Here is a 20,130-nt window from a genome sequence, read left to right on the forward strand (position 1 = left end):
CGACAACGTGTAGAATTGGTTTACGGATTTGATCGCTATGCACAGGGATAGGCTAGGGGAGTGATTATGACTATCTTTCTTGTGTAAGATTGTGTATAGCGGTGTATATATTCTGAGATTTATACACGCCAAATCCACCTATACATTGTTGCAAAGCATTCATTGCCTAAGGAGAGGTCGCTTTTTAGTACCTTTGCGAGCAAAAGAATAAAACTTCAATAAGATATGAGTAAGACATTCAAGCGAACACTAATTACAACCGCTTTGCCCTACGCTAACGGACCCGTCCATATTGGGCATCTGGCTGGTGTGTATATTCCTGCCGATATCTATGCCCGCTACCTACGCCTCAAGGGCGAGGAGGTGCTGATGATTGGGGGTAGCGACGAGCATGGTGTACCCATTGCCATCAAGGCGCAGAAAGAGGGTGTAACGCCACAGGACGTCGTAGATCGCTACCACAACATTATTAAGAAGTCGTTTGAGGATCTCGGTATTACCTTCGATATATATAGCCGTACGACGAGCCAGACGCATCGAGAGCTGGCTTCGGATTTCTTCCGCAAGCTCTACGACAAGGGAGAGTTCATTGAGCAGACCTCAATGCAATACTACGATGAGGAGGCTAAGCAGTTCCTCGCCGACCGCTACATCACGGGGACTTGTCCACATTGCTCTAGTGAGGGAGCATACGGCGACCAGTGTGAGGCTTGCGGTACTTCGCTTTCGGCTACAGATCTCAAGAATCCGAAGAGTGCTATTAGCGGCTCGGCTCCTGTACTCAAAGAAACGAAGCACTGGTATCTGCCACTCGACAAGCACGAGGCGGCTCTGCGTGAGTGGATTCTAGAGGGGCATAAAGAGTGGAAGAGCAATGTCTATGGTCAGTGCAAGAGTTGGCTTGATATGGGATTGCAGCCTCGTGCTGTGAGCCGTGACCTCGACTGGGGTATTCCTGTACCCGTAGAGGGTGCAGAGGGCAAAGTGCTCTATGTATGGTTCGATGCACCGATCGGCTATATCTCCAATACCAAGGAGCTACTCCCCGACACGTGGGAAACGTGGTGGAAGGACGACTCAACTAAGCTCGTACACTTCATAGGTAAGGACAATATCGTCTTCCACTGCATTGTCTTTCCTGCTATGCTACGTGCTGAGGGTTCGTATATCCTGCCCGAGAATGTACCTGCCAATGAGTTTCTTAACCTTGAGGGGGATAAGATCTCCACAAGCCGCAACTGGGCTGTTTGGTTGCACGAGTACTTAGAGGAGTTCCCCGGCAAGCAAGATGTGCTTCGCTATGTCCTTACGGCTAATGCTCCAGAAACTAAGGACAATGACTTTACTTGGAAGGATTTCCAAGCCCGTAACAATAATGAGCTTGTGGCCGTGTATGGCAACTTCGTCAATCGTGCCCTCGTGCTTACGCATAAGTATTTCGACGGCCGGGTGCCAGCTCGTGGCGAACTGATAGACTATGACCATGCGACTATCGCAGAGTTTGTAGACATCAAGACATGCGTAGAGCGAGAGTTGGAGCATTATCACTTCCGCGAGGCACTCAAGGAGGCCATGAACCTTGCGCGTATTGGTAATAAGTACCTAGCCGATACAGAGCCTTGGAAGCTGGCCAAGACGGATATGGACCGTGTGGCTACAATACTTAATTTATCCTTGCAGATCACGGCCAATTTGGCGATTGTCTTCGAGCCATTCTTGCCCATGAGTTCGGCTAAGCTACTTGGTATGCTCCAGAGTGAGGCCTTCGGTTGGGAGCAGATCGGCTCAATTGATCTACTACCCGTCGGGCATCAGCTCGCTCAGCCCGAGCTCCTCTTCGACAAGATCGAGGACGAAGCCATCGAGTATCAAATCAAGAAGCTACAAGACAGCAAGGCTGCCAATGAAGCGGCTAATCGTAAGGCTGCGCCTGTGGCAGAGGATATTGCTTTCGAGGATTTCCTCAAGCTGGATATTCGTGTAGGAACGGTACTAGAGTGCACCAAGGTACCTAAGGCTGATAAGCTCCTGCAGTTCCGCATTGACGATGGTTTGGGCGGACGAACGATTGTTTCGGGCATTGCACAGCACTATGCACCAGAGGAGCTAGTAGGTAAGCAGGTTTGTTTCATTGCCAACTTACCTCCTCGTAAGCTCAAGGGCATCGAGAGCCAAGGTATGATCCTCTCGGCAGAAGATGCCGATGGTCGTCTGCGTGTAATCCAACCAGCCGAGGCCGTTGCCCCCGGTAGCCAAGTCAAGTAATCATCTCTCCATTAGCCAAAGTGTGATGAAGATCCCAATGGCAGACCCTGTACGGCAGTATCAGTTCCTTCGAGAGGAGCTAGATGCTGCCGTGCAGCACGTATTAGGCTCGGGGCAATATATTGGTGGAGCATCTGTATCGGCTTTCGAGAGGGAGCTAGCCGAGTATCTTGGCCTCTCGGCCGAATCGGTAATCTCCTGTGCCAATGGAACGGATGCTCTGGAGCTAGCCTACGAGGCGATTGGGCTCGAGGCTAGCGATGAGGTCATCATCCCTGCGCACAACTATGTAGCAGCGGCCGAGGCCGCTGTACGCCTTGGGCTAATCCCCGTATGGGCGGATGCTACTGGAGAAGGTGGAGGGCAGTGCTACAATATCGACCCTAACGTACTAGAGGGCTTAATTAGTCCAAAGACTAAAGCACTTGTGGCTGTCAATCTCTACGGCCTGCCGATTGATGCCGTGCGACTTAGAGCATTCTGCCACGAGCATCATCTCGTTCTGATCGAGGATAATGCCCAAGGACTCGGTGGTTTTGCCGATGTTTCTGGGCAATCTGTGCCTATGGGACTACTAAGCGACATCAGCACCACGAGCTTCTTCCCCACTAAGCCTCTAGGCTGTGCTGGCGATGGTGGTGCGATCGTAACGAACAATCTGCTCTGGGCAGAGCGAGCACGTTGCCTTGCTCGGCACGGACAAGCCGAGAAGTACGACTATCGCATGGTTGGGAGGAATAGCCGTCTAGATGCCATTCAAGCCGAGATTTTGAGGATTAAGCTCAAGCATCTGCCTGAGTTTATGCAGATGCAGCAGCAGACCGCTAAGATTTACACAGAAGCTCTTCGGGGTGATGCACGCCTAGCTCTGTCGATGTGCGAAGCAGGAGCCAGCCCCACCTATCATCAATATACGCTATTGCTGGATGAGAGTTTAGACCGAGAGCGCATTCGCCTTGGTCTGATTGAGCGAGGTGTCGCTAGTGGACTCTATTATCCCAAGCCCTTGCACTGGTATGAGGTCTATAGCAAGCGAAGCCTCGTGCGCAGTTCGCTCTCTCGAAGCGAAGACATTAGCCGTCGTATGCTCTCGCTTCCGATTTTCCCTCTGATGACGGACGAAGAAATAAACTACATCATTGACAACCTCAAAGACCTGCTACGATGATACAGGTCGGATAGATATGAAAGAATTGACCAGCCCTATCCGCTTTGCCGTCATTGGCTGTGGGCACATCGGGCGTAGACATAGTGAGAAGATTACAGCTGACTCTAGAGCCGAGCTGGTGGCGCAGTGCGACGTTAAGGCTAGGGGAGAGGTTCTGGCCGAAGATACCTATGCTTCCGTGCCTTATTTCCGTTCGGTTGACGAACTGATTACTTCGGGGATTGAGTTTGATATTGCCTGCATCTGTGTGCCCAATGGGCTACACGCCGAGATTGCCGAGGCGGTACTCCGCTCGAGGCATCACGTCTTGATCGAGAAGCCTATCGTGCTAAATCTAGAAGATGGCGAGCGTCTTAGACTGCTCGCCAAGCAGAATGACTGTCGCATCTATGGTGTGCTACAGAATAGATATACGCCCGTCTCTCGTTGGCTCAAGGAGACTGTGACCTCAGGCGTACTCGGGCAGATCTACAATATACAGATGCAGTGCCTGTGGAATAGAGATGAGCGCTACTATACGCCTGATAGCTGGCATGGAGATGCCGAGCTTGATGGTGGTACGCTCTATACCCAGTATTCGCATTTCTTGGATCTGCTGACGTGGACGATGGGGCGAATCGAAGTAGAGTCGGCACACTTCGCCAATCACAGCCACGAAGGGCTAATAGCTTTTGAAGATACGGGTACCGTACTCTTCCGCACAGAGGGAGGAGCTCGGGGAACGCTCTTCTATTCGACTGCCGTTTATGACCGCAATCTGGAGGTGTCGATGACCATTCTTGCCGAGCATGGTACGATCAAGATCTCGGGGCCTTACCTCAATCGCTTGGAGCATTGTGCTATTCGTGGTATGGAAACGCCGCAACTTGAGAAGAGCGCGGCGGGCAATCAGTACGGAGGGTATAGCGGTTCGGCGCAGAATCACCACCACGTCATCGCCAACGTAGTGGCTGATTTGCTCGGTGAGCCAGCAGAGATTACCACTCTAGACGATGGACTTGCTGTGGTACACTTGATCCAAAATATCTACGAGCACAAGTAAAAAGTTATCCCCTAGATCCTACAAGTAGAGAGATCTAGGGGATAACTTTTATTTTTTGTTGGACTAGTAGGCTCTAGCGAAAAGAACTCTCTGTGCGCTAGGCTTGCCCGTTACCATGCATACCCCCGAAGTCTTGTCACCCTCTAGAGGAATACAGCGGATTGTAGCCTTAGTTTCGGCCTTGATACGCTCTTCTGTTTCGGGTGTTCCGTCCCAATGTGCCAAGATAAAGCCACCGAGCTCAATTTTCTCCTTAAACTCTTCGTAGCTATCTACCGTGATCGTATGTGTCGTGCGGTAGTCGAGTGCCTTCTGATAGATATTGGACTGAATTTTATCCAGCAGATCCGCCACGTGATCTACTACGCCATCTAGAGCGATTGTTTCTTTGGTAAGTGTATCACGTCTGGCAACCTCAATAGTGCCTTGCTCTAGATCTCTAGCACCGAGGGTTAGACGAACGGGCACTCCTTTGAGTTCATATTCGGCAAACTTCCAACCGGGTTTCTTATTGTCACTATCGTCGTACTTGACGCTGATGCCACGAGCCTTGAGCCCTGCGACAATCTCCTCTACACGTGCCGAAACTGCCGCAAGCTGCTCCTCACCCTTGTAGATAGGTACGATGACGACTTGATATGGAGCGAGCTTAGGAGGTAGCACAAGGCCGTTGTCGTCTGAGTGTGACATGATGAGTGCTCCCATAAGACGAGTAGATACGCCCCACGAAGTCGCCCACACATACTCCTGATTACCTTCTTTGCTTGCGAATGTTACATCGAATGCCTTGGCGAAGTTTTGCCCAAGGAAGTGCGAGGTACCGCTTTGTAGTGCCTTGCCGTCCTGCATCAATGCCTCGATGGTGTAGGTATCTACCGCACCAGCGAAGCGTTCGTTAGCGCTCTTAACCCCAGTAACTACGGGCATAGCCATATAGTCACGAGCAAATCTCTCGTAGACGTGTAGCATACGCACAGCCTCTTCTTCGGCTTCTTCTCTAGTGGCGTGAGCGGTGTGCCCCTCCTGCCAGAGGAACTCGGCCGTACGCAAGAATAGGCGTGTACGCATCTCCCAGCGTACGACGTTGGCCCACTGGTTGCAGAGAATGGGTAGATCTCGGTAGCTCTGGATCCAGTTCTTATAGGTATTCCAGATAATCGTTTCGCTCGTAGGGCGAACGATTAGCTCCTCCTCTAGGCGAGCCTCTGGGTCTACGACTACGCCGCCCTCTGGGTTAGTCTTGAGGCGGTAGTGCGTTACGACAGCACATTCTTTGGCAAAGCCCTCTACGTGGTCGGCCTCACGGCTCAGGAAGCTCTTAGGAATGAAGAGCGGGAAGTAGGCATTGACGTGACCAGTTTCCTTAAACATATCGTCCAGAACACGTTGCATCTTCTCCCAAATCGCATAGCCATAGGGCTTGATAACCATACAGCCACGCACAGCTGAGCTCTCGGCTAGGTCTGCCTTGAGCACAAGATCCTGATACCACTGCGAGTAGTCTACACTGCGAGGGGTTAATTCTTTGAGTTCTTTTGCCATTGCAATATATTATGATTGTTATTTACTCTTAATTAAAACCTTGCAAAGGTAATAAGAAACCAAGTGAATAGCACCACTTGCTCCGATGATAATGGCTGTAACAGACGAAGAAAGCCCCTCGTATCACTACGAAGGGCTCACACATAACACAATGATATGAAAAAAAACTTAAGAGGCCTCCCACAGGCACGGGGAGGTTGTCGCTAGCCCTTGGGCTGAATGTCTAGACGTACGGGGCGGATCATATTCTCTGGCGAGAGGATTGTATCCAGCTCCTCCTTGGTCAAGATGCCATGTTCGAGCACAAGGTCATAGACTCCTCGACCTGTTTCCATTGCTTCTTTGGCAATCTTAGTAGAGTGCTTGTACCCGATGATTGGGTTGAGTGCAGTGACGATGCCCACACTATTCTTGATGTAGTTTGTGCAAATCTCTTCATTGGGCTCTATGCCGTCGATACAATGGATGCGTAGTGTGTCGAAGCCGTTCATCAGTAGCTCGGCCGATTCGAAGCAACACTGTGCCATCACCGGCTCCATAGCATTGAGCTCCATTTGGGCGGCATCACCAGCCATGGTTACACATAGGTCGTTGCCCATTACCTTGTAGCACACTTGGCTCATCACTTCGGGGATTACGGGATTGACCTTACCCGGCATAATAGATGACCCCGGTTGCTTGGCGGGGATACTTATTTCTCCCAGACCACAGCGAGGGCCGCTCGAGATTAGACGTATATCGTTACAGATTTTATTCACCTTAACGGCTAGGCGTTTCATTGCAGAGCTGTATCCAATCATTTCGCTGGTGTCGCTCGTTGCGCCTACTAGGTCATCGGCTAGCTTAATGTCCCAACCAGTTATTGAGCGCATCGCCTCGATGCAGTAGCCCGCATATTCTGGCTCGGCACAGATACCTGTACCGATAGCTGTAGCACCCATATTAACGGTTAGGAACTGCTCGGCTGCATAGTCTAGATGATGTAACTCGTGCTCTAGGATAGAGGCGAAGCCGCCGAAGGTCTGCCCTAGCGTCATGGGCACTGCGTCTTGGAGCTGTGTGCGTCCCATCTTGAGGACGTGCTTCATCTGCTCGCTCTTGGCTCTGAGGGAGTCGATGAGCTGCTGCAGGTGTTTCTTGAGGAGCTGATGTGTGGCGTAGAGCCCTAGGTGTATGGCTGTTGGGTAGGCGTCGTTGGTAGACTGAGAACCATTGACGTGGTCGTTGGGCGAGAGGTACTGAAACTCCCCTGCCTTGTGTCCCATGATCTGCAATGCTCTGTTGCAGATCACCTCGTTGGCGTTCATATTAGTTGTCGTACCAGCCCCCCCTTGTATCATATCTACTGGGAAGTCGCTATGCCACTGACCGTCTAGGATCTCACGGCAAGCCTGCACAATGCCTTGGTACTGTGCATCGGTCAGACGGCCTAGACGATGGTTCGCCTCTGCTGCTGCTGCCTTAGTCTGCGCTAAGCCTTGAATAAAAAGTGGGTAGTCGGATAAAAGAAACTTACTGATCTGGAAGTTTTCGATGCCTCTAAGGGTTTGCACTCCATAGAGATGTGCGTTAGATATTTGGCGTTCGCCGAGCAAATCGCTCTCGATACGGAAAGTTTGTTCCATGTTGATAATCGAATAATACTAGCTATTACAACTATTTTACGATTGATTGCACAGCAAAGGTAGCACTTAAATCGGAATATCCTAATTAACTACCTTGTTTTTTGCGTGATATAATAAAACCCGAATTTTTTGTCGGGTTTTATTATAAATAGAAAAGCGTAAATAGTTTTGATTTGAATTTAGAAAAGCTACAATTTGACACTTAAACCAAGAAGCGCTTGGTCAATCCGTCAAATTCATCAATTCTACGATCTCTAAAGAACGGCCACCATCTTCTTACTCGCTCGCATCGCTCTAGGTCAATGTCCACCACACGAACTTCCTCTTCGCGCCCCAATTCGGCCATCAATTCGCCTTGAGGCCCAGCGACGAAGCTACGCCCCCAGAATCGAATACCATTGGTCTGCCCAGAGGGGTCTTCCTCCACCCCGACACGATTGACCGTTACGACTGGTAAGCCATTAGCCACAGCGTGTCCACGCTGTACGAGCTGCCATGCATCGCTCTGTCGGCTTTGCTCCTCGGGTACATCGCTACTCTCCCAGCCGATAGCGGTAGGGTAGATGAGTAGCTCTGCCCCACGCATAGCCATCAGGCGTGCTGCCTCGGGGTACCACTGATCCCAGCAGACCAAAACGCCTAGACGCCCCACAGAGGTTTGGATAGGCTCGAAGCCTAAGTCCCCCGGTGTGAAGTAGAACTTCTCGTAGTATGCAGGGTCATCGGGGATATGCATCTTGCGGTATTTGCCTGCGATAGATCCGTCCCGCTCGAGCACCACCGCTGTATTGTGGTACAGCCCTGCGGCTCTGCGCTCAAAGAGCGACAGCACGATGACTACGCCTAGCTCACGGGCTAGCTGACCGAATTCCTCCGTGCTAGGTCCGGGGATTGGCTCCGCTTGATCGAAGATCTGTACATCTTCCGTTTGGCAGAAGTATAGACCGTTGTGTAGTTCTTGTAGGACGATGAGCTCTGCCCCTTGGGCGGCAACCTCTCGGATTCGTTCGCCGAGTCTCTTCTTATTGTGTACGTGGTCGGCCGTATTGGCCTGTTGAATTAGTCCGACTTTCATAGTTCCCATTTATTTTGATTGATGAAACCCTCTGGTATCTGCATCGTAGCGCAGTGCAGGCTACCGTGCTGGCGAATAAGCGCTTGGCAGTCTACCCCGACGATTTGGCGATCTGGTAGCGCCTCGCCTAGAGCTTTGAGTACTTCGTTATCGTAGTCTTGGCCGTAGGTAGGCACAAGCAATCCGCCATTGACGAATAGGAAGTTGGCATACGTTGCGGGCAGGCGATGTCCGTCTTCGTCGTAGATTGCTTTAGGTAAGGGTAGGGGAATGAGTTTGTATGGCTCTCCCGATGTCGTGCGTAGAGCCAGTAGCTCCTGCTCCATACGCTCGAGTGCATGATAGTGGCCGTCCCGAGGGTCGAGGCACTTGACGTAGGCAATCGTATCTGGGGTAACGAAGCGTGCCAGTGTGTCAATATGTCCGTCGGTGTCGTCGCCCTCTAGCTCGCCGTTGCGCAGCATGATGAGTCGCTCGGCTCCCAGCACCTCGGCTAGCAAGCCAGAGAGCTCCTCCTCGTCGAAGCCTGCATTGCGGTTAGGCTCGTAGATACAGCCATAGGTAGAGAGGATTGTCCCCTGCCCATCGCTCTCTACACCGCCTCCCTCTAATACGCACATCAGACGATTCATCATCGAGACGTCGTCGGCGAAGACACGAGAGAGGTACAAGCAGCGGCTGATCAAGTTGTCCTTGTTGGCGGCAAACTTCATACCCCAGCCGTTGAAAGTAAAGTCTGCAATGGCTTTGAATGTTCCTTCGTCCGAGCTGACCCTAAAGGCCAGTGGTGCATAGTCGCGGCACCAAGTATCGTTGCTTGGCATCTCTAGGATACGCAGGCGATGCTCGAAGTGCTCGCCCTCGAATATCTGCTTGACGTAGTTTTCGTCATGAGCAAGGATCAGCAAATCCTCGAAGCGCAGGATAGCACGTGCCATCTCTCTATAGCACGCCTCTACCTCGTCGAGCATATCTGCCCAATCGCTCTCGGCGTGTGGCCAAGTGATCAGAACCAAATCCTGTGGTTCCCATTCGGGAATCAAGGTTAGTTTAGCCTCCATATGGTCTAATTGTCTTAAAGTTATTTAGGAACAAAGATAAGCAAACCAAAGTGTAGGGCGTGTCATCATGTACAAAAGGCCGTGTTGCGTGTGCCATTTGCTCCCTACGGATTTCGCCAATGCCCTTACTGATTGGCATAGCTGCCCACCAATTTCTCGACTATTGGGCGTGTCGCGGCCGATCCCGAGGAAAAAACAGGTTATGCTACGTAGCTTATGCCGTAGATTGATTGGGCTAGATGATGCACCATCTAGCGCATTGTCGAGGACTCGTACGAAGTTGGGGCTACACTATTTAACTGTTCGTTTAGATTTTGGGTCACATTTCAGCATGTTGGTGGAGCAAAGCATTAGCCGTAGCCGAGAAAGCATTAGGCCTCGTATTTGGCCTCTAGCTGGCTCTAGACGGCGTCCGACCTCGTTTGGGCACTCCACCTCCAGCCGAGTGAAAATAACCGCCTAAAACGAGGGTTTTACAAACAATTAATAACCAGATATATAAAACACTCATCTGGCTAATTTTGTACTTTCATGTCGCTTTTTTGAGGATTTCTTCCCATCAATCTTCTCGGATTAGTGGACACATTGCTAAGTATTAGCCCACCAATCCGAAAAAGTCTTCCCATTAATTTGCTCAAAAGTCGCCTCAAGCGCCCAAAAACTCTCTGCCCTTCGCCCCGATTTAAGCCAAATTTGCATACATTTTTTAACACAAAAGAAGCAAAGTCGCATCCCAAATCTCTCGAGTTTTGTAGCGACGCTACGGGCTGCGTCACCACCCCTTGGACGGAACGAATACGCAAGACCTATTATTTCAACATACCCCGCAGCGTTGCTATTGGGAGGAGCTGCCGATGCAAGGTCCTGATCGCTTTGGGATTCATTCGGCAGATTTTCCGTACCTTTGGGGCTAGATATTTGATAATTATGTATTTGAGGAATATTTTTACGTTTAGAAAAGTTTTTTTCTTTAGCCTATTGCTCCACTCCGCTAGTTTGCTCTCGGGGCAAGAAACACAGCTCTATTTCGATCCGTACGTCCCCGAACCACTCCCATCAGGCTCCCCCGAGTGGCTGCGAGAGATCGAGCTCAATCCGTCTGGGGTCAATTACTTCAAGATGGATTCCCTCTTCAGAGATTGGTGCGCCAAGGACATTGATGCACGTGTCAAGACTCTCGAGCGTAAGCCTGCCGTCAATTTTTACAGACGGTGGGCTAAGGCATACAGAGATTTTGTTAATGCCGAGGGTCGTATCGTTTTGCCCCAACAAGAGGATTATGCCCAGAAGGTTGAGCTACAGAATAGGCAAGTTCGTCAGCACCTTAGAGCGATCGCTACCGAAGAACGCCGACAGCCCCTTTGGCGCAACATAGGGCCTAATAGGACGGCCGAGAATAATAGAGGTAAGCTCAGCGAAAAGGATTCTCAGGTTTGTGTCTTTCGCCTTGCAGTAGCACCGTCCAACCACAATGTCGTGTACTCTGGGACGGAAACTGGGGTTGTCTTCCGCTCTGACAACAAGGGGTTGGAGTGGCAGGCTTGTGATGCAGCGCACAACTTTGGAGGCTCTATCTACGCCATCGCTGTATCCCCCAGAGATGAGAATCTTGTTTTAGTTGGGGCAGGGACCTTTCTGTGGAAGAGTACCGATGGAGGCAAGAGCTGGACGAGGCTCACCCAAATCAATGCTCGGGTGAATAGCATTCGCTTCTCTCCCCAAAATCCCAGACAGATCACGATCGCTACCCACGCTGCAGAGCAGGGCTTTGGTGGCTTTTGGCGATCCGATGATGCAGGGGCTTCGTGGCTCAAGACACTGGACTTGCTCTGTCACGACCATGAGCTAAAGCCCGATGACCCCAATACGGTCTACCTCTTGGCACAGCGTGCCCCTAAAGAGCCTTTCTTCTTCTACGTCTCGACGGACGGCGGACAGACCTTTCAGCAGAGACAACTCCCTGTGGAGGGGGTTCGTTCGGGTAGATTGGCTGTGAGTGAAGCTCCCACAGGGACTAACTATGTTTATGCGTTGGTTAATGCACAGGTGACTTCCCACTCCCTTCAGGCTATGGGTGACTTAAGAGGACTGCCCCACATTCTCAAGAGTACGGATGCGGGGCTAACTTGGAGCGACCAAACCACAAGGGGAAGTAACCTACGCTTCAATACCTTCTCGCCATTTATTGACAATGACTACGGTGGGCAAGGCTACTTCGATATGATGATCGGAGTCTCAAACAAGGATCCCGAGCTTGTCATCTATGGGCTGTGCAATGCCTACCGCTCCACGACTGGTGGCACAGGCTCTGTCCACACCAATGCGATAGGTGGCTACGAGCGTCAGGGCAATTTGCACCCAGATATACAAGATATTGCTATCGCAGGCGACGATACCTACATCAGTACGGACGGAGGGATCAAGTATTCGACAGATTTCTTTGCCACACCCGGTCAAATCAGACATCAAGGCATCTATGCGAGCGAATACCATGGCTTCGACCAAGGCTGGAACGAAGACGTGATGGTAGGCGGACGCTGGCACAATGGTGATGCCGTACACGCAGCAAACTACGGAGAGGGCAATACGCTATACGTAGGTGGTGTGGAGCAGGCCACGGGCCACGTGATGGTTAGTGACCCCTACAAGGTCTATTTCTCGGATGCAGGGCGTATGGTGATGCCCCGAGAGATGACGGGGCAGATTGATCTGGCGAACTATGGTACGTACTTCTCCAAGAAACCCTACGAAGTGCTACAAACTAATGGCACTATCGCTTTCGACCCTAGATATGCACTACGCCTCGTGATCAATCCGATCGATGATACCAATGCCTCGTGGGGTGGCCCTAGCGACAAGGTTTATCTCTCTACCGACGAGGGGCGCAGCTTCTCGATGCTCTACGGACTAGACGGCGAGAACATCGCCAACTTCGCCTACGCACGTTCCAACCCCGACTACTTCTATATCTCGGGGGCTTACGACATCTACCGCACGATCGACGGAGGCAAGAACTGGTCCCTGGCCAAGACACGCCCCTTCCCCGAGAAGACAATCCCCAATGGCATCACGCAGATTGCCATTCATCCACGTGATGAGAAGAAGCTCTGGGCCGTCAATCCCAACGAGCCACATAAGCTCGTCTATAGCACCGATGCTGGCGATACGTGGACGCCTGACCTCTCGCCGGTGCTACGGGACCAACCCTTGCAGTTTGTCATCGTCGTGGGTGACGAGAGAAACGGCATCTATGTGGCTACGGGGGGCAGAGGTGCACGTGTCTACTATAAGGACGATAGCCTAGAGGACTGGATCGATTATTCCGAGGGTATCAACCCCGGTTCTCGTATCGCTCGCATACTTCCATACTACAAGGAGGGTAAACTCCGTATGGCAACAGACCAAGGTATCTGGGAAGCTCCGCTCTATCGCCCCGACTTTGTACCAGTGGCTCAGCCTATGGCGACCAATGTGGGCAGTGGCGACCTCACAGGTAAGGCCGATATGCCCATACAACTGGAGAGCTACTCGATCGTCAATCAGAGCCAAGCCTCTTGGCGTTGGTCATTCTTCCCCAAGCCCAAGAGCGTGAGCAACCCCACTAGTCGCAATCCGATCGTCGTCTTCGGCTACAATGCAAGCTACGATGTCACGCTCACAGTTACTACGCCTCAGGGGAGCGATACGAAGACGGTCAAGAAGATGTTTGTTGTGCGTGATGGCGTGGAGCACCCCAACCCCGATGAGGGCTATACACCACCAGAGCCTAGTGACCCAACGGGCATCAATCCAGAAGCTGAGGTCGAGCAGCGCATCAAGCTGTATCCTACGGTACAGACCTCTGGCCAGACTATTCGGGTAGAGCTGACCAACTTGCGTGAGGACGCTAAGCTCACTCTCCACTCTGCCAAGGGACACGAGCTGCGGCATGTGGCTCTACCCGCAGGTTCGTCTACCTACCACCTCACGACCGAGGGGCTTACTCCCGGCGTCTATCTCTATTCGTTGCTTTCTCGATCGGAGAAGCATTATGGTCGTATCATCATCAAATAGTTTATATGCTGCGTTTGAATTATTTTGCTGCTAGCCTGCTGTTCCTACTTACTCTCCCATTAGCCTCATGGAGTTACGCCCAGAGTGATCGAGAGGGCGAGGCCTATCGTACCTTTATTCCCGAGGGGCTCCCGCATGGTGCGCCCGAGTGGATGGCTCAGTTACTCTCGCCAGACGGGGTGGACTACAATCAAGTGCGAGCCCAGTGGCTTGAGTTTAGGCGAGCCAACCCACAGTATCAGCGCAAGACGCCTCACACCAAACCCCTTATTCGCTTCATGCAGCGCTGGGAGGAGCATTACCGAGCGTATGCCGATGCCAAGGGGATTATTCGTCTGCCCCTAGGGCATGACTACAAGGCTGAGGTCAGCCGCATCAATCGCCTCGCTGCTCGAGAGGGCAGTGGCCTCAGAGCCGCCTCGCTCGATGGCAACAAGTGGCAGATCCTTGCCCCACTGATTACCTACAGTCACAGCACTAAGAAAGTAACACCTTGGCAGGCTAATATCCACCGCCTCGGAGTAGCTCGTAGCTCGCCCAATACACTCTATGCAGGCTCAGAGACGGGTATGATCTTCCGCACCGACGACAAGGGTGAGCATTGGCGTCCGTGTAGCCCCAATCACTACTTCGGCGGAGAGGTCAATAGCGTAGAAGTGTCCTATCAGACCTCAGAGAAAGTGGTCATTGGTTCGGGTGGATATGTTTGGCTGACCACAGACGGTGGGGCAAATTGGCAGGATATCACACCAGAGAAGCAACACAATGAGCTGGTTCGTGACGTGGTTTTCCACCCAGATAATGACAAACTCATACTCGTTGGCACCTCGAGAGGGCTGTATCGAACCGAAGACTCTGGGCTGACGTGGCGCAAGGTCTTGCAGACGCAGTGCTATGACATCAAATTTCAGTATGGCGCCGAGCGGATCTATGCCCTCGCAGGGCGCCCGGGCTCAGTAGCATTCTATACGAGCCTAGACGGCGGAGCAACCTTCTCGCGCAAAGATTTAGGTGCACCAATCCTCGCAGGGCGCATCGGCATCTCTTACTCCGAGCTAGGACGAGCCTATGTCTACGTCTGGGCGACCGAGGGACGATACCTCAGTCACCCAGAGGAGTTTTTCATCGGTAGGCCACTACTCTTTAAGAGTACGGACTCGGGTGCATCTTTTGTCATGAATAGGGAGGTGGCCGATAAGCTCGAGCATGGCGACAAGAATGGCGGACAAGGCTACTATGATCTGACTTGCCTCGCCTCGCCACACAACCCCGAATGGGTTTTCTTCGGTCTGATGCACACCTATTTTTCCCCCGATGGCGGGAGAACCGTGCAGAATAAGGGCGGATACTATGGTCAGTTTGAGCTACACTCCGACCAACAAGATATGCACATCGTGGGTAATGATACTTGGCTCTCGACTGATGGAGGGATTATTTACTCCTCCGACTTCTTCCAAAATCATGCCGAACCTCGCATCCGAGGCATCTATGCCTGCGAATTTTGGGGCTTCGACCAAGGCTGGAATGAAGATGTTATGGTCGGCGGACGCTTCCACAATGGCAATATGGCGCAGATGGATAGCTACGATGGTATCAGTATCAGTCTGGGTGGCAGTGAACAGGCTACAGGGCATCTCCTACTGAGCAATCCACGCAAGGCGCTCTTCTCCGATACCGAAAACGTCATTGTTCCCGACGACTGGAAGAAAGACTTCGTCCCCTTCGGCAATATCGGTAAATACCCTTACGAAAGCTCCCAATTTGGTATTGGTCTGACTTTCGACCCTCGCTATGCCAAATGTTTCTACAACGTTCAGGACGGTGGTAACGAACTACGTTACCTCTGGAAGACCATCGACGATGGTGAGAGTTATACGCAGCTCTACACCTTCGAGGCTCCGATCTCCTCAATCGGTATCTCTAGAGTTAATCCTGATCGTATGGTTGTCTGCACGAGTCTTGGCCTCTACCAGTCGGTCGATGGTGGCAAAACATTTGCCAAGGTAACCACAGCCCCCGAGGAGCTAAGCAATATCCACGATAGTTTCGTCGCCATGCACCCACGCAACGAGCAGGAGTTCTGGATCTCTTGCTACAACAATCAGAGCGTTTGGCGCACCAAGGACGCAGGGCTGACGTGGGAGGAAATAGGTCGAGAGGCTAAGTTCGACCACGACTTGTTTAGGAATGATTTCTTCTTCAGATACATCTTCCTCACGGGTAACGAGAAGAACGCTGCCTACGCAATAGTCGGAGCTATCCGCCCCTACAATGCGATCAATCTACAGCTACGTAGCCGCATCGCCTACCGAGATGACACAACCAAGGGCTGGGTAGACCTCTCCGATGGCTTGCCTTATGGGCTGTCGATCAATAAGCTATTGCCATTCTATAAGAAGGGTGTACTGCGCCTAGCCTCAAGCAATGGTATTTGGGAGCGTCCACTGGTAGATCCTCACTTCCGCCCCGTCGCTCAGCCTATTATTCTCAATAGTGGTACAGGAGAGTTTGCTACGACCAATGAGGTTGAGCTGGACAGCTACTCTATCGTCAATCAAGAAGATGCCCAGTGGAGCTGGAGCTTTAGCCCTGCTCCGCTACACGTGAGCGATCCGCATGCACGCAATCCTAAGATCCGCATTGCACCTAATACGACCTACGATGTCACACTCACGGTTACCACTCCTCAAGGTAGCGATACCAAGACGGTGAAGGGTATGATCATTGGTAAGGCTACTGTACCGCCCTATACCGACCCAACCAATGCGCAGGAGGTAGAGATGATGGCCAAAGACTTCGTGCTTCGCCGCCACCTAATCCGCCAAGGCGAGCAGATTGCGCTCTCTTTCGGCGGTCTGACCCGCCCTATAGTCCTACACATCTACGACATTCAGGGGCGTGAAGTGATGCGAAGCGAGCTATCTCCTAGAGCAACGAGCCACCTCGACACCTCTAAGCTACCTGCTGGTGCGTACATCTATACGGCAGAGAGTGTAGAGATCAAGAAAAGCGGACGCCTGCTGATCCACTAGACTTAGTAGACACCCTCAAAATAAAGCGAAGGGGCTGTGGCAGAATCTAATCTTGCCACAGCCCCTTCGCTTTGTTTTAATTCTAGATTTGTCGAAAGGTCAAGGTTAAAAACCTTATCAAAGCACGTATTATTGGGTGCAGATGCACCCAATAATACGTGCTGTTGCACCCAGTATGAGGTGCAACACGATGCTTTTTCCTTTCAAAAAATGGCGTTAGACGAAACACAATCTTTGCTTTTGGGCTGATTGATGCCTAGAATCTGTGCGTCGTGGAGAGGACGAGCGAACGGCCTGCACCCGAGATTCCAGAGCTGTATGGGCGATAGCGGCGGTCTGTGATGTTCTCTATGGCAGCCGTTACCGCCCAGCGTCTAGATATTTGGTAATGGCTACGCAGGTTGAGGACGAGCCAAGCTGGCGAATAGGTGCGTCCAGCCTCATCTTTGGCGTAGATCTCGGTTTTTCCACGCTCATCGAGAGGTAGATCGGTGTGCTTGCGCTCGGCTTGCATACGGCTCTCTAGGCAGATGCGTAGAGATTTGGTCGAGAAGTCCAGACCCGCACGGGCGAAGAGCGGTGCTGCGTGGCGCAGAGGCGAGGAGGTTCGGTCGTCTAGCTCCTCTCTGCCTCGCTGATAGTTCACTTCGGCGAAGGCTGATAGCCCCGAGAACTCCTTCGTCCTCACCAGTAGATAAGCTCCATAGACCTCCGCAAAGGCGGCATTCTGTATCGCTAGCACTCGGCTTAGCTCTCCCTTGTACATTACTTCTTCCTCGCCAGAGGGGAGGCGAAAGGGGCGACGCACCAGAGCATTGGTCAGATGCGTGTAGAAACCCGATAGCTCGACCTCACCCCAAGAGAAACGCCCTCTAGCCGTCACATCAATCCCGTGGGCGTACTCTGGTTTGAGCGTAGGATTGGGTACCACGACGGACTGATCCACCGAGTCGAAGATCTTGCCCATATCGTCTACGTTAGGCGCACGGAAGCCTCTCGATAGGTTGAGATTGAATGTGAGGAATTGGGTGGGCTGATAGTTGAGCCCGAGATTGCCCGAGAGCGAACCCGCCTGATTGGTCTGATGCGCATCGAAAGCCAGCGCAAAGCCCGGGTTAGTGAAGTTAGCATCTATCCGATAGAGGTTGTATCTCGCCCCTGCATAGGCCTCAGTTCCCTTGGCGAGCGTCCACGCCCCTTGCAGATACGCCCCTGCCGAGTGCCACGAGGCTTGAGGGTAGCGAGAGGCACTGCGCTCACTTGTTTTCTTCTCGATGTCGTAGGCCTCTCCCATAGACTTAACCCGATCTAGCACATACTCCACACCGTAGTTCCATACGGCTTTGGCTGTCGTCTTCTTCAAGTCCAGATTGAGCGAATAGGCGTTTACCTGCTCGGTTTGGGTGCTTCGGATAGGCTTATTGAGAGTTCGGTCGATGCGGCTCTCCTCGAAGTTTTGCAGGGCTAGGCGTAGGTCGATTTGGTCGTAGAGGATGCTAGAGTTTGTGTGGCTCAAGTGAAGTAGATTCATCATCCACTTCTGCGGGCCATAGCTCCACTCTGCGTAGCGAGGTAATCCTTTACGCAGACGGTTGTGGCGGTCGTAGCGACCATAGGGCGAGCTCTCTGAGAGATGAAAGGCGTACTCCATTTGCCAAGCATCGGAGGGCTTGTACAGAATCTTCTGCATAATGTTGCTCTGGCTGTAGGCTGAGGGGGTCTGTACCCGTGGGTCGGGGTTGTCGAGTACGAGATCCGCTTTGTGATCCGCTCGGCGCACGACGAAGGGCTTGAGGTAATCCTCTGGGCCGTAGCTCCCTTGCTTGAGATCGCCGAACTCGAAGTTGCTGATGCTCGTTAGGAAAGCCCATCGGCGCAAGCTGATCTGGAAGTCGAAGTGCCCCGTACGTTCGTTATTGGCAGAGGCGTATCGGGCCGAAGTGGATCCCGATATGCTGATGGGGTGGCGACCACTGAGTTTGGGAGATAGAGTCCGAAAGTCCATGACACCGCCGATGGCATCGCTACCATAGAGTACAGAACCAGAGCCGAAGAGTACCTGTGCCTGCTCCATGGCTAGAGGATCGAGGGAGATCACATTGTGGATATTGCCCGAGCGGTAGATCGCCGTATTCATACGCACCCCATCGACCGAGTAGAGCAGCCTATTGGTGGCAAATCCTCTGATCATCGGGCTGCCGCCGCCCTGCTGACTTTTCTGTATGTAGACACGTCCCGAACTGCCAAGCAGGTCAGCCGTAGTCTGAGGCTGATAGAGGGAGAGTTCTTTAGGGTCAATGCTGATGCGCCCTGCCTTCCATGCTTCGGCCAGTGGGCTGGGGGGAGGAGCTTGTACGAGTAGTTCGTCGAGCTTGATGCTATGGGTGTCGCTCTGTCCAAAAGAGGGCAGAGGGGTTAGAGCCATTAGGGCGACCCCGATAGCAGTGAGTTGATGTTTTGTAGTCATTTCGTTAGCAAATAAGTTTGGTTAATTCATCGCTGTGTGGGCCACAAAGTTAAAACAATCTGCCTGCTTGACTATCAACTAGCTAATCTTCTCCAGTAGCAACGTAGCCCGCTGCATTGAAAATTGATAGGTCTTGCGTATTCGTTCCGCACGAGGAGCGTTGACGCAGCCCATAGCGTCGCTACAAAACTCGAGAGATCTAGGATGCGACTTTGCTTCTTTTGTGTTAAAAAATGTATGCAAATTTGGCTTAAATCGGGGCGAAGGGCAGAGAGTTTTTGGGCGTCTGAGGCGACTTTTGAGCAAATTGATGGGAAGACTTTTTCGGATTGGTGGGCTAATACTTAGCAATGTGTCCACTAATCCAAAGAGATTGATGGGAAGAAATCCTCAAAAAGGCGACATGAAAGTACAAAATTAGCCAGATGAGCGTTTTATATATCTGGTTATTAATTATTTGCAAAACCCTCGTTTTAGGCGGTTATTTTCACTCGGCTGGAGGTGGAGTGCCCAAACGAGGTCGAACGCCGTCTAGAGCCCGCTAGGAGCCAAATACGAGATTTACCACTTTCTCCCTCCACATGGGCAGCAGCTTCCCACCAATACTCCGATAATTGAGCTAAAATATAAATCTAACCCTCCAGTCTGTATGAATCTGTAAAAGGCTCTAGGCCTCCATATTGATAGGCTTTAACGTACCTAAATACAAATGTTTAAGGTTGCTCTATCCATGTGGTGGAGAGGGTTTGAACGTCAATCGAGAAGTAAATAAGGAAATAAATATCTATTAAATGAAAAGT

The 20,130-nt window shown here is 51.7% G+C and carries 10 protein-coding genes; 5 read left to right on the plus strand and 5 right to left on the minus strand.

Annotated features, from left to right (window positions below):
- Positions 1–225: 225 nt before the first annotated feature.
- From metG to HQ41_RS03390, 3 genes are read left to right on the plus strand one after another with little or no spacing between them, the layout of a single operon-like run.
- Positions 226–2,265 carry a methionine--tRNA ligase gene (gene metG / locus HQ41_RS03380; protein ID WP_044187926.1) on the plus strand — a complete coding sequence of 680 codons (2,040 nt, stop codon included), beginning with the start codon at positions 226–228 and terminating at the stop codon, positions 2,263–2,265.
- Positions 2,266–2,290: 25 nt separating this feature from the next.
- A complete protein-coding gene (locus tag HQ41_RS03385; RefSeq protein WP_044187927.1) occupies positions 2,291–3,433 on the plus strand; it encodes a DegT/DnrJ/EryC1/StrS aminotransferase family protein in 1,143 nt (380 codons plus the stop codon).
- 16 nt (positions 3,434–3,449) lie between these two features.
- Positions 3,450–4,475 (plus strand): Gfo/Idh/MocA family protein, encoded by a 1,026-nt coding sequence (locus HQ41_RS03390; RefSeq protein WP_044187930.1) that lies wholly within the window; start codon positions 3,450–3,452, stop codon positions 4,473–4,475.
- Positions 4,476–4,538: 63 nt separating this feature from the next.
- On the opposite strand, the gene proS is transcribed toward HQ41_RS03390, so the two are convergent.
- The 4 genes from proS to HQ41_RS03410 all read right to left on the minus strand — a co-directional run bounded on the left by proS (position 4,539) and on the right by HQ41_RS03410 (position 9,778).
- Positions 4,539–6,017: a proline--tRNA ligase gene (proS, locus tag HQ41_RS03395; RefSeq protein ID WP_044187932.1), complete on the minus strand. Its 1,479-nt coding sequence runs from the start codon at positions 6,015–6,017 to the stop codon at positions 4,539–4,541.
- Positions 6,018–6,220: 203 nt separating this feature from the next.
- Positions 6,221–7,642: an aspartate ammonia-lyase gene (locus tag HQ41_RS03400; protein ID WP_044187935.1), complete on the minus strand. Its 1,422-nt coding sequence runs from the start codon at positions 7,640–7,642 to the stop codon at positions 6,221–6,223.
- Between the two features lie 202 nt (positions 7,643–7,844).
- Positions 7,845–8,717: a carbon-nitrogen hydrolase gene (locus HQ41_RS03405; protein ID WP_044187937.1), complete on the minus strand. Its 873-nt coding sequence runs from the start codon at positions 8,715–8,717 to the stop codon at positions 7,845–7,847.
- On the minus strand, positions 8,714–9,778 hold the full coding sequence (locus HQ41_RS03410; RefSeq protein WP_044187939.1) for an agmatine deiminase family protein: 1,065 nt from the start codon (positions 9,776–9,778) through the stop codon (positions 8,714–8,716). Before HQ41_RS03410 ends, HQ41_RS03405 begins: the two co-directional genes overlap by 4 nt.
- Before the next feature lie 927 nt (positions 9,779–10,705).
- Here HQ41_RS03410 and HQ41_RS03415 point away from each other — a divergent pair.
- Positions 10,706–13,831 (plus strand): hypothetical protein, encoded by a 3,126-nt coding sequence (locus tag HQ41_RS03415; RefSeq protein ID WP_081964741.1) that lies wholly within the window; start codon positions 10,706–10,708, stop codon positions 13,829–13,831.
- Positions 13,832–13,836: 5 nt separating this feature from the next.
- Positions 13,837–16,863, plus strand: coding sequence for a hypothetical protein (locus HQ41_RS03420; RefSeq protein WP_044187941.1), 3,027 nt, complete (start codon positions 13,837–13,839; stop codon positions 16,861–16,863).
- A gap of 256 nt (positions 16,864–17,119) precedes the next feature.
- Here HQ41_RS03420 and HQ41_RS03425 read toward each other — a convergent pair whose 3' ends face one another.
- On the minus strand, positions 17,120–19,330 hold the full coding sequence (locus HQ41_RS03425) for a TonB-dependent siderophore receptor (protein ID WP_081964742.1): 2,211 nt from the start codon (positions 19,328–19,330) through the stop codon (positions 17,120–17,122).
- Positions 19,331–20,130 lie beyond the last annotated feature (800 nt).

This window comes from Porphyromonas sp. COT-290 OH860, assembly GCF_000768935.1.
Taxonomy (GTDB): Bacteria; Bacteroidota; Bacteroidia; order Bacteroidales; family Porphyromonadaceae; genus Porphyromonas.

Excerpts from the sequence above, each read along its gene's own strand:
- metG (WP_044187926.1), top strand. The coding sequence starts at position 226 with ATGAGTAAGACATTCAAGCGAACACTAATTACAACCGCTTTGCCCTAC.
- HQ41_RS03385 (WP_044187927.1), top strand. The coding sequence starts at position 2,291 with ATGAAGATCCCAATGGCAGACCCTGTACGGCAGTATCAGTTCCTTCGA.
- HQ41_RS03390 (WP_044187930.1), top strand. The coding sequence starts at position 3,450 with ATGAAAGAATTGACCAGCCCTATCCGCTTTGCCGTCATTGGCTGTGGG.
- proS (WP_044187932.1), bottom strand. The coding sequence starts at position 6,017 with ATGGCAAAAGAACTCAAAGAATTAACCCCTCGCAGTGTAGACTACTCG.
- HQ41_RS03400 (WP_044187935.1), bottom strand. The coding sequence starts at position 7,642 with ATGGAACAAACTTTCCGTATCGAGAGCGATTTGCTCGGCGAACGCCAA.
- HQ41_RS03405 (WP_044187937.1), bottom strand. The coding sequence starts at position 8,717 with ATGAAAGTCGGACTAATTCAACAGGCCAATACGGCCGACCACGTACAC.
- HQ41_RS03410 (WP_044187939.1), bottom strand. The coding sequence starts at position 9,778 with ATGGAGGCTAAACTAACCTTGATTCCCGAATGGGAACCACAGGATTTG.
- HQ41_RS03415 (WP_081964741.1), top strand. The coding sequence starts at position 10,706 with ATGTATTTGAGGAATATTTTTACGTTTAGAAAAGTTTTTTTCTTTAGC.
- HQ41_RS03420 (WP_044187941.1), top strand. The coding sequence starts at position 13,837 with ATGCTGCGTTTGAATTATTTTGCTGCTAGCCTGCTGTTCCTACTTACT.
- HQ41_RS03425 (WP_081964742.1), bottom strand. The coding sequence starts at position 19,330 with ATGACTACAAAACATCAACTCACTGCTATCGGGGTCGCCCTAATGGCT.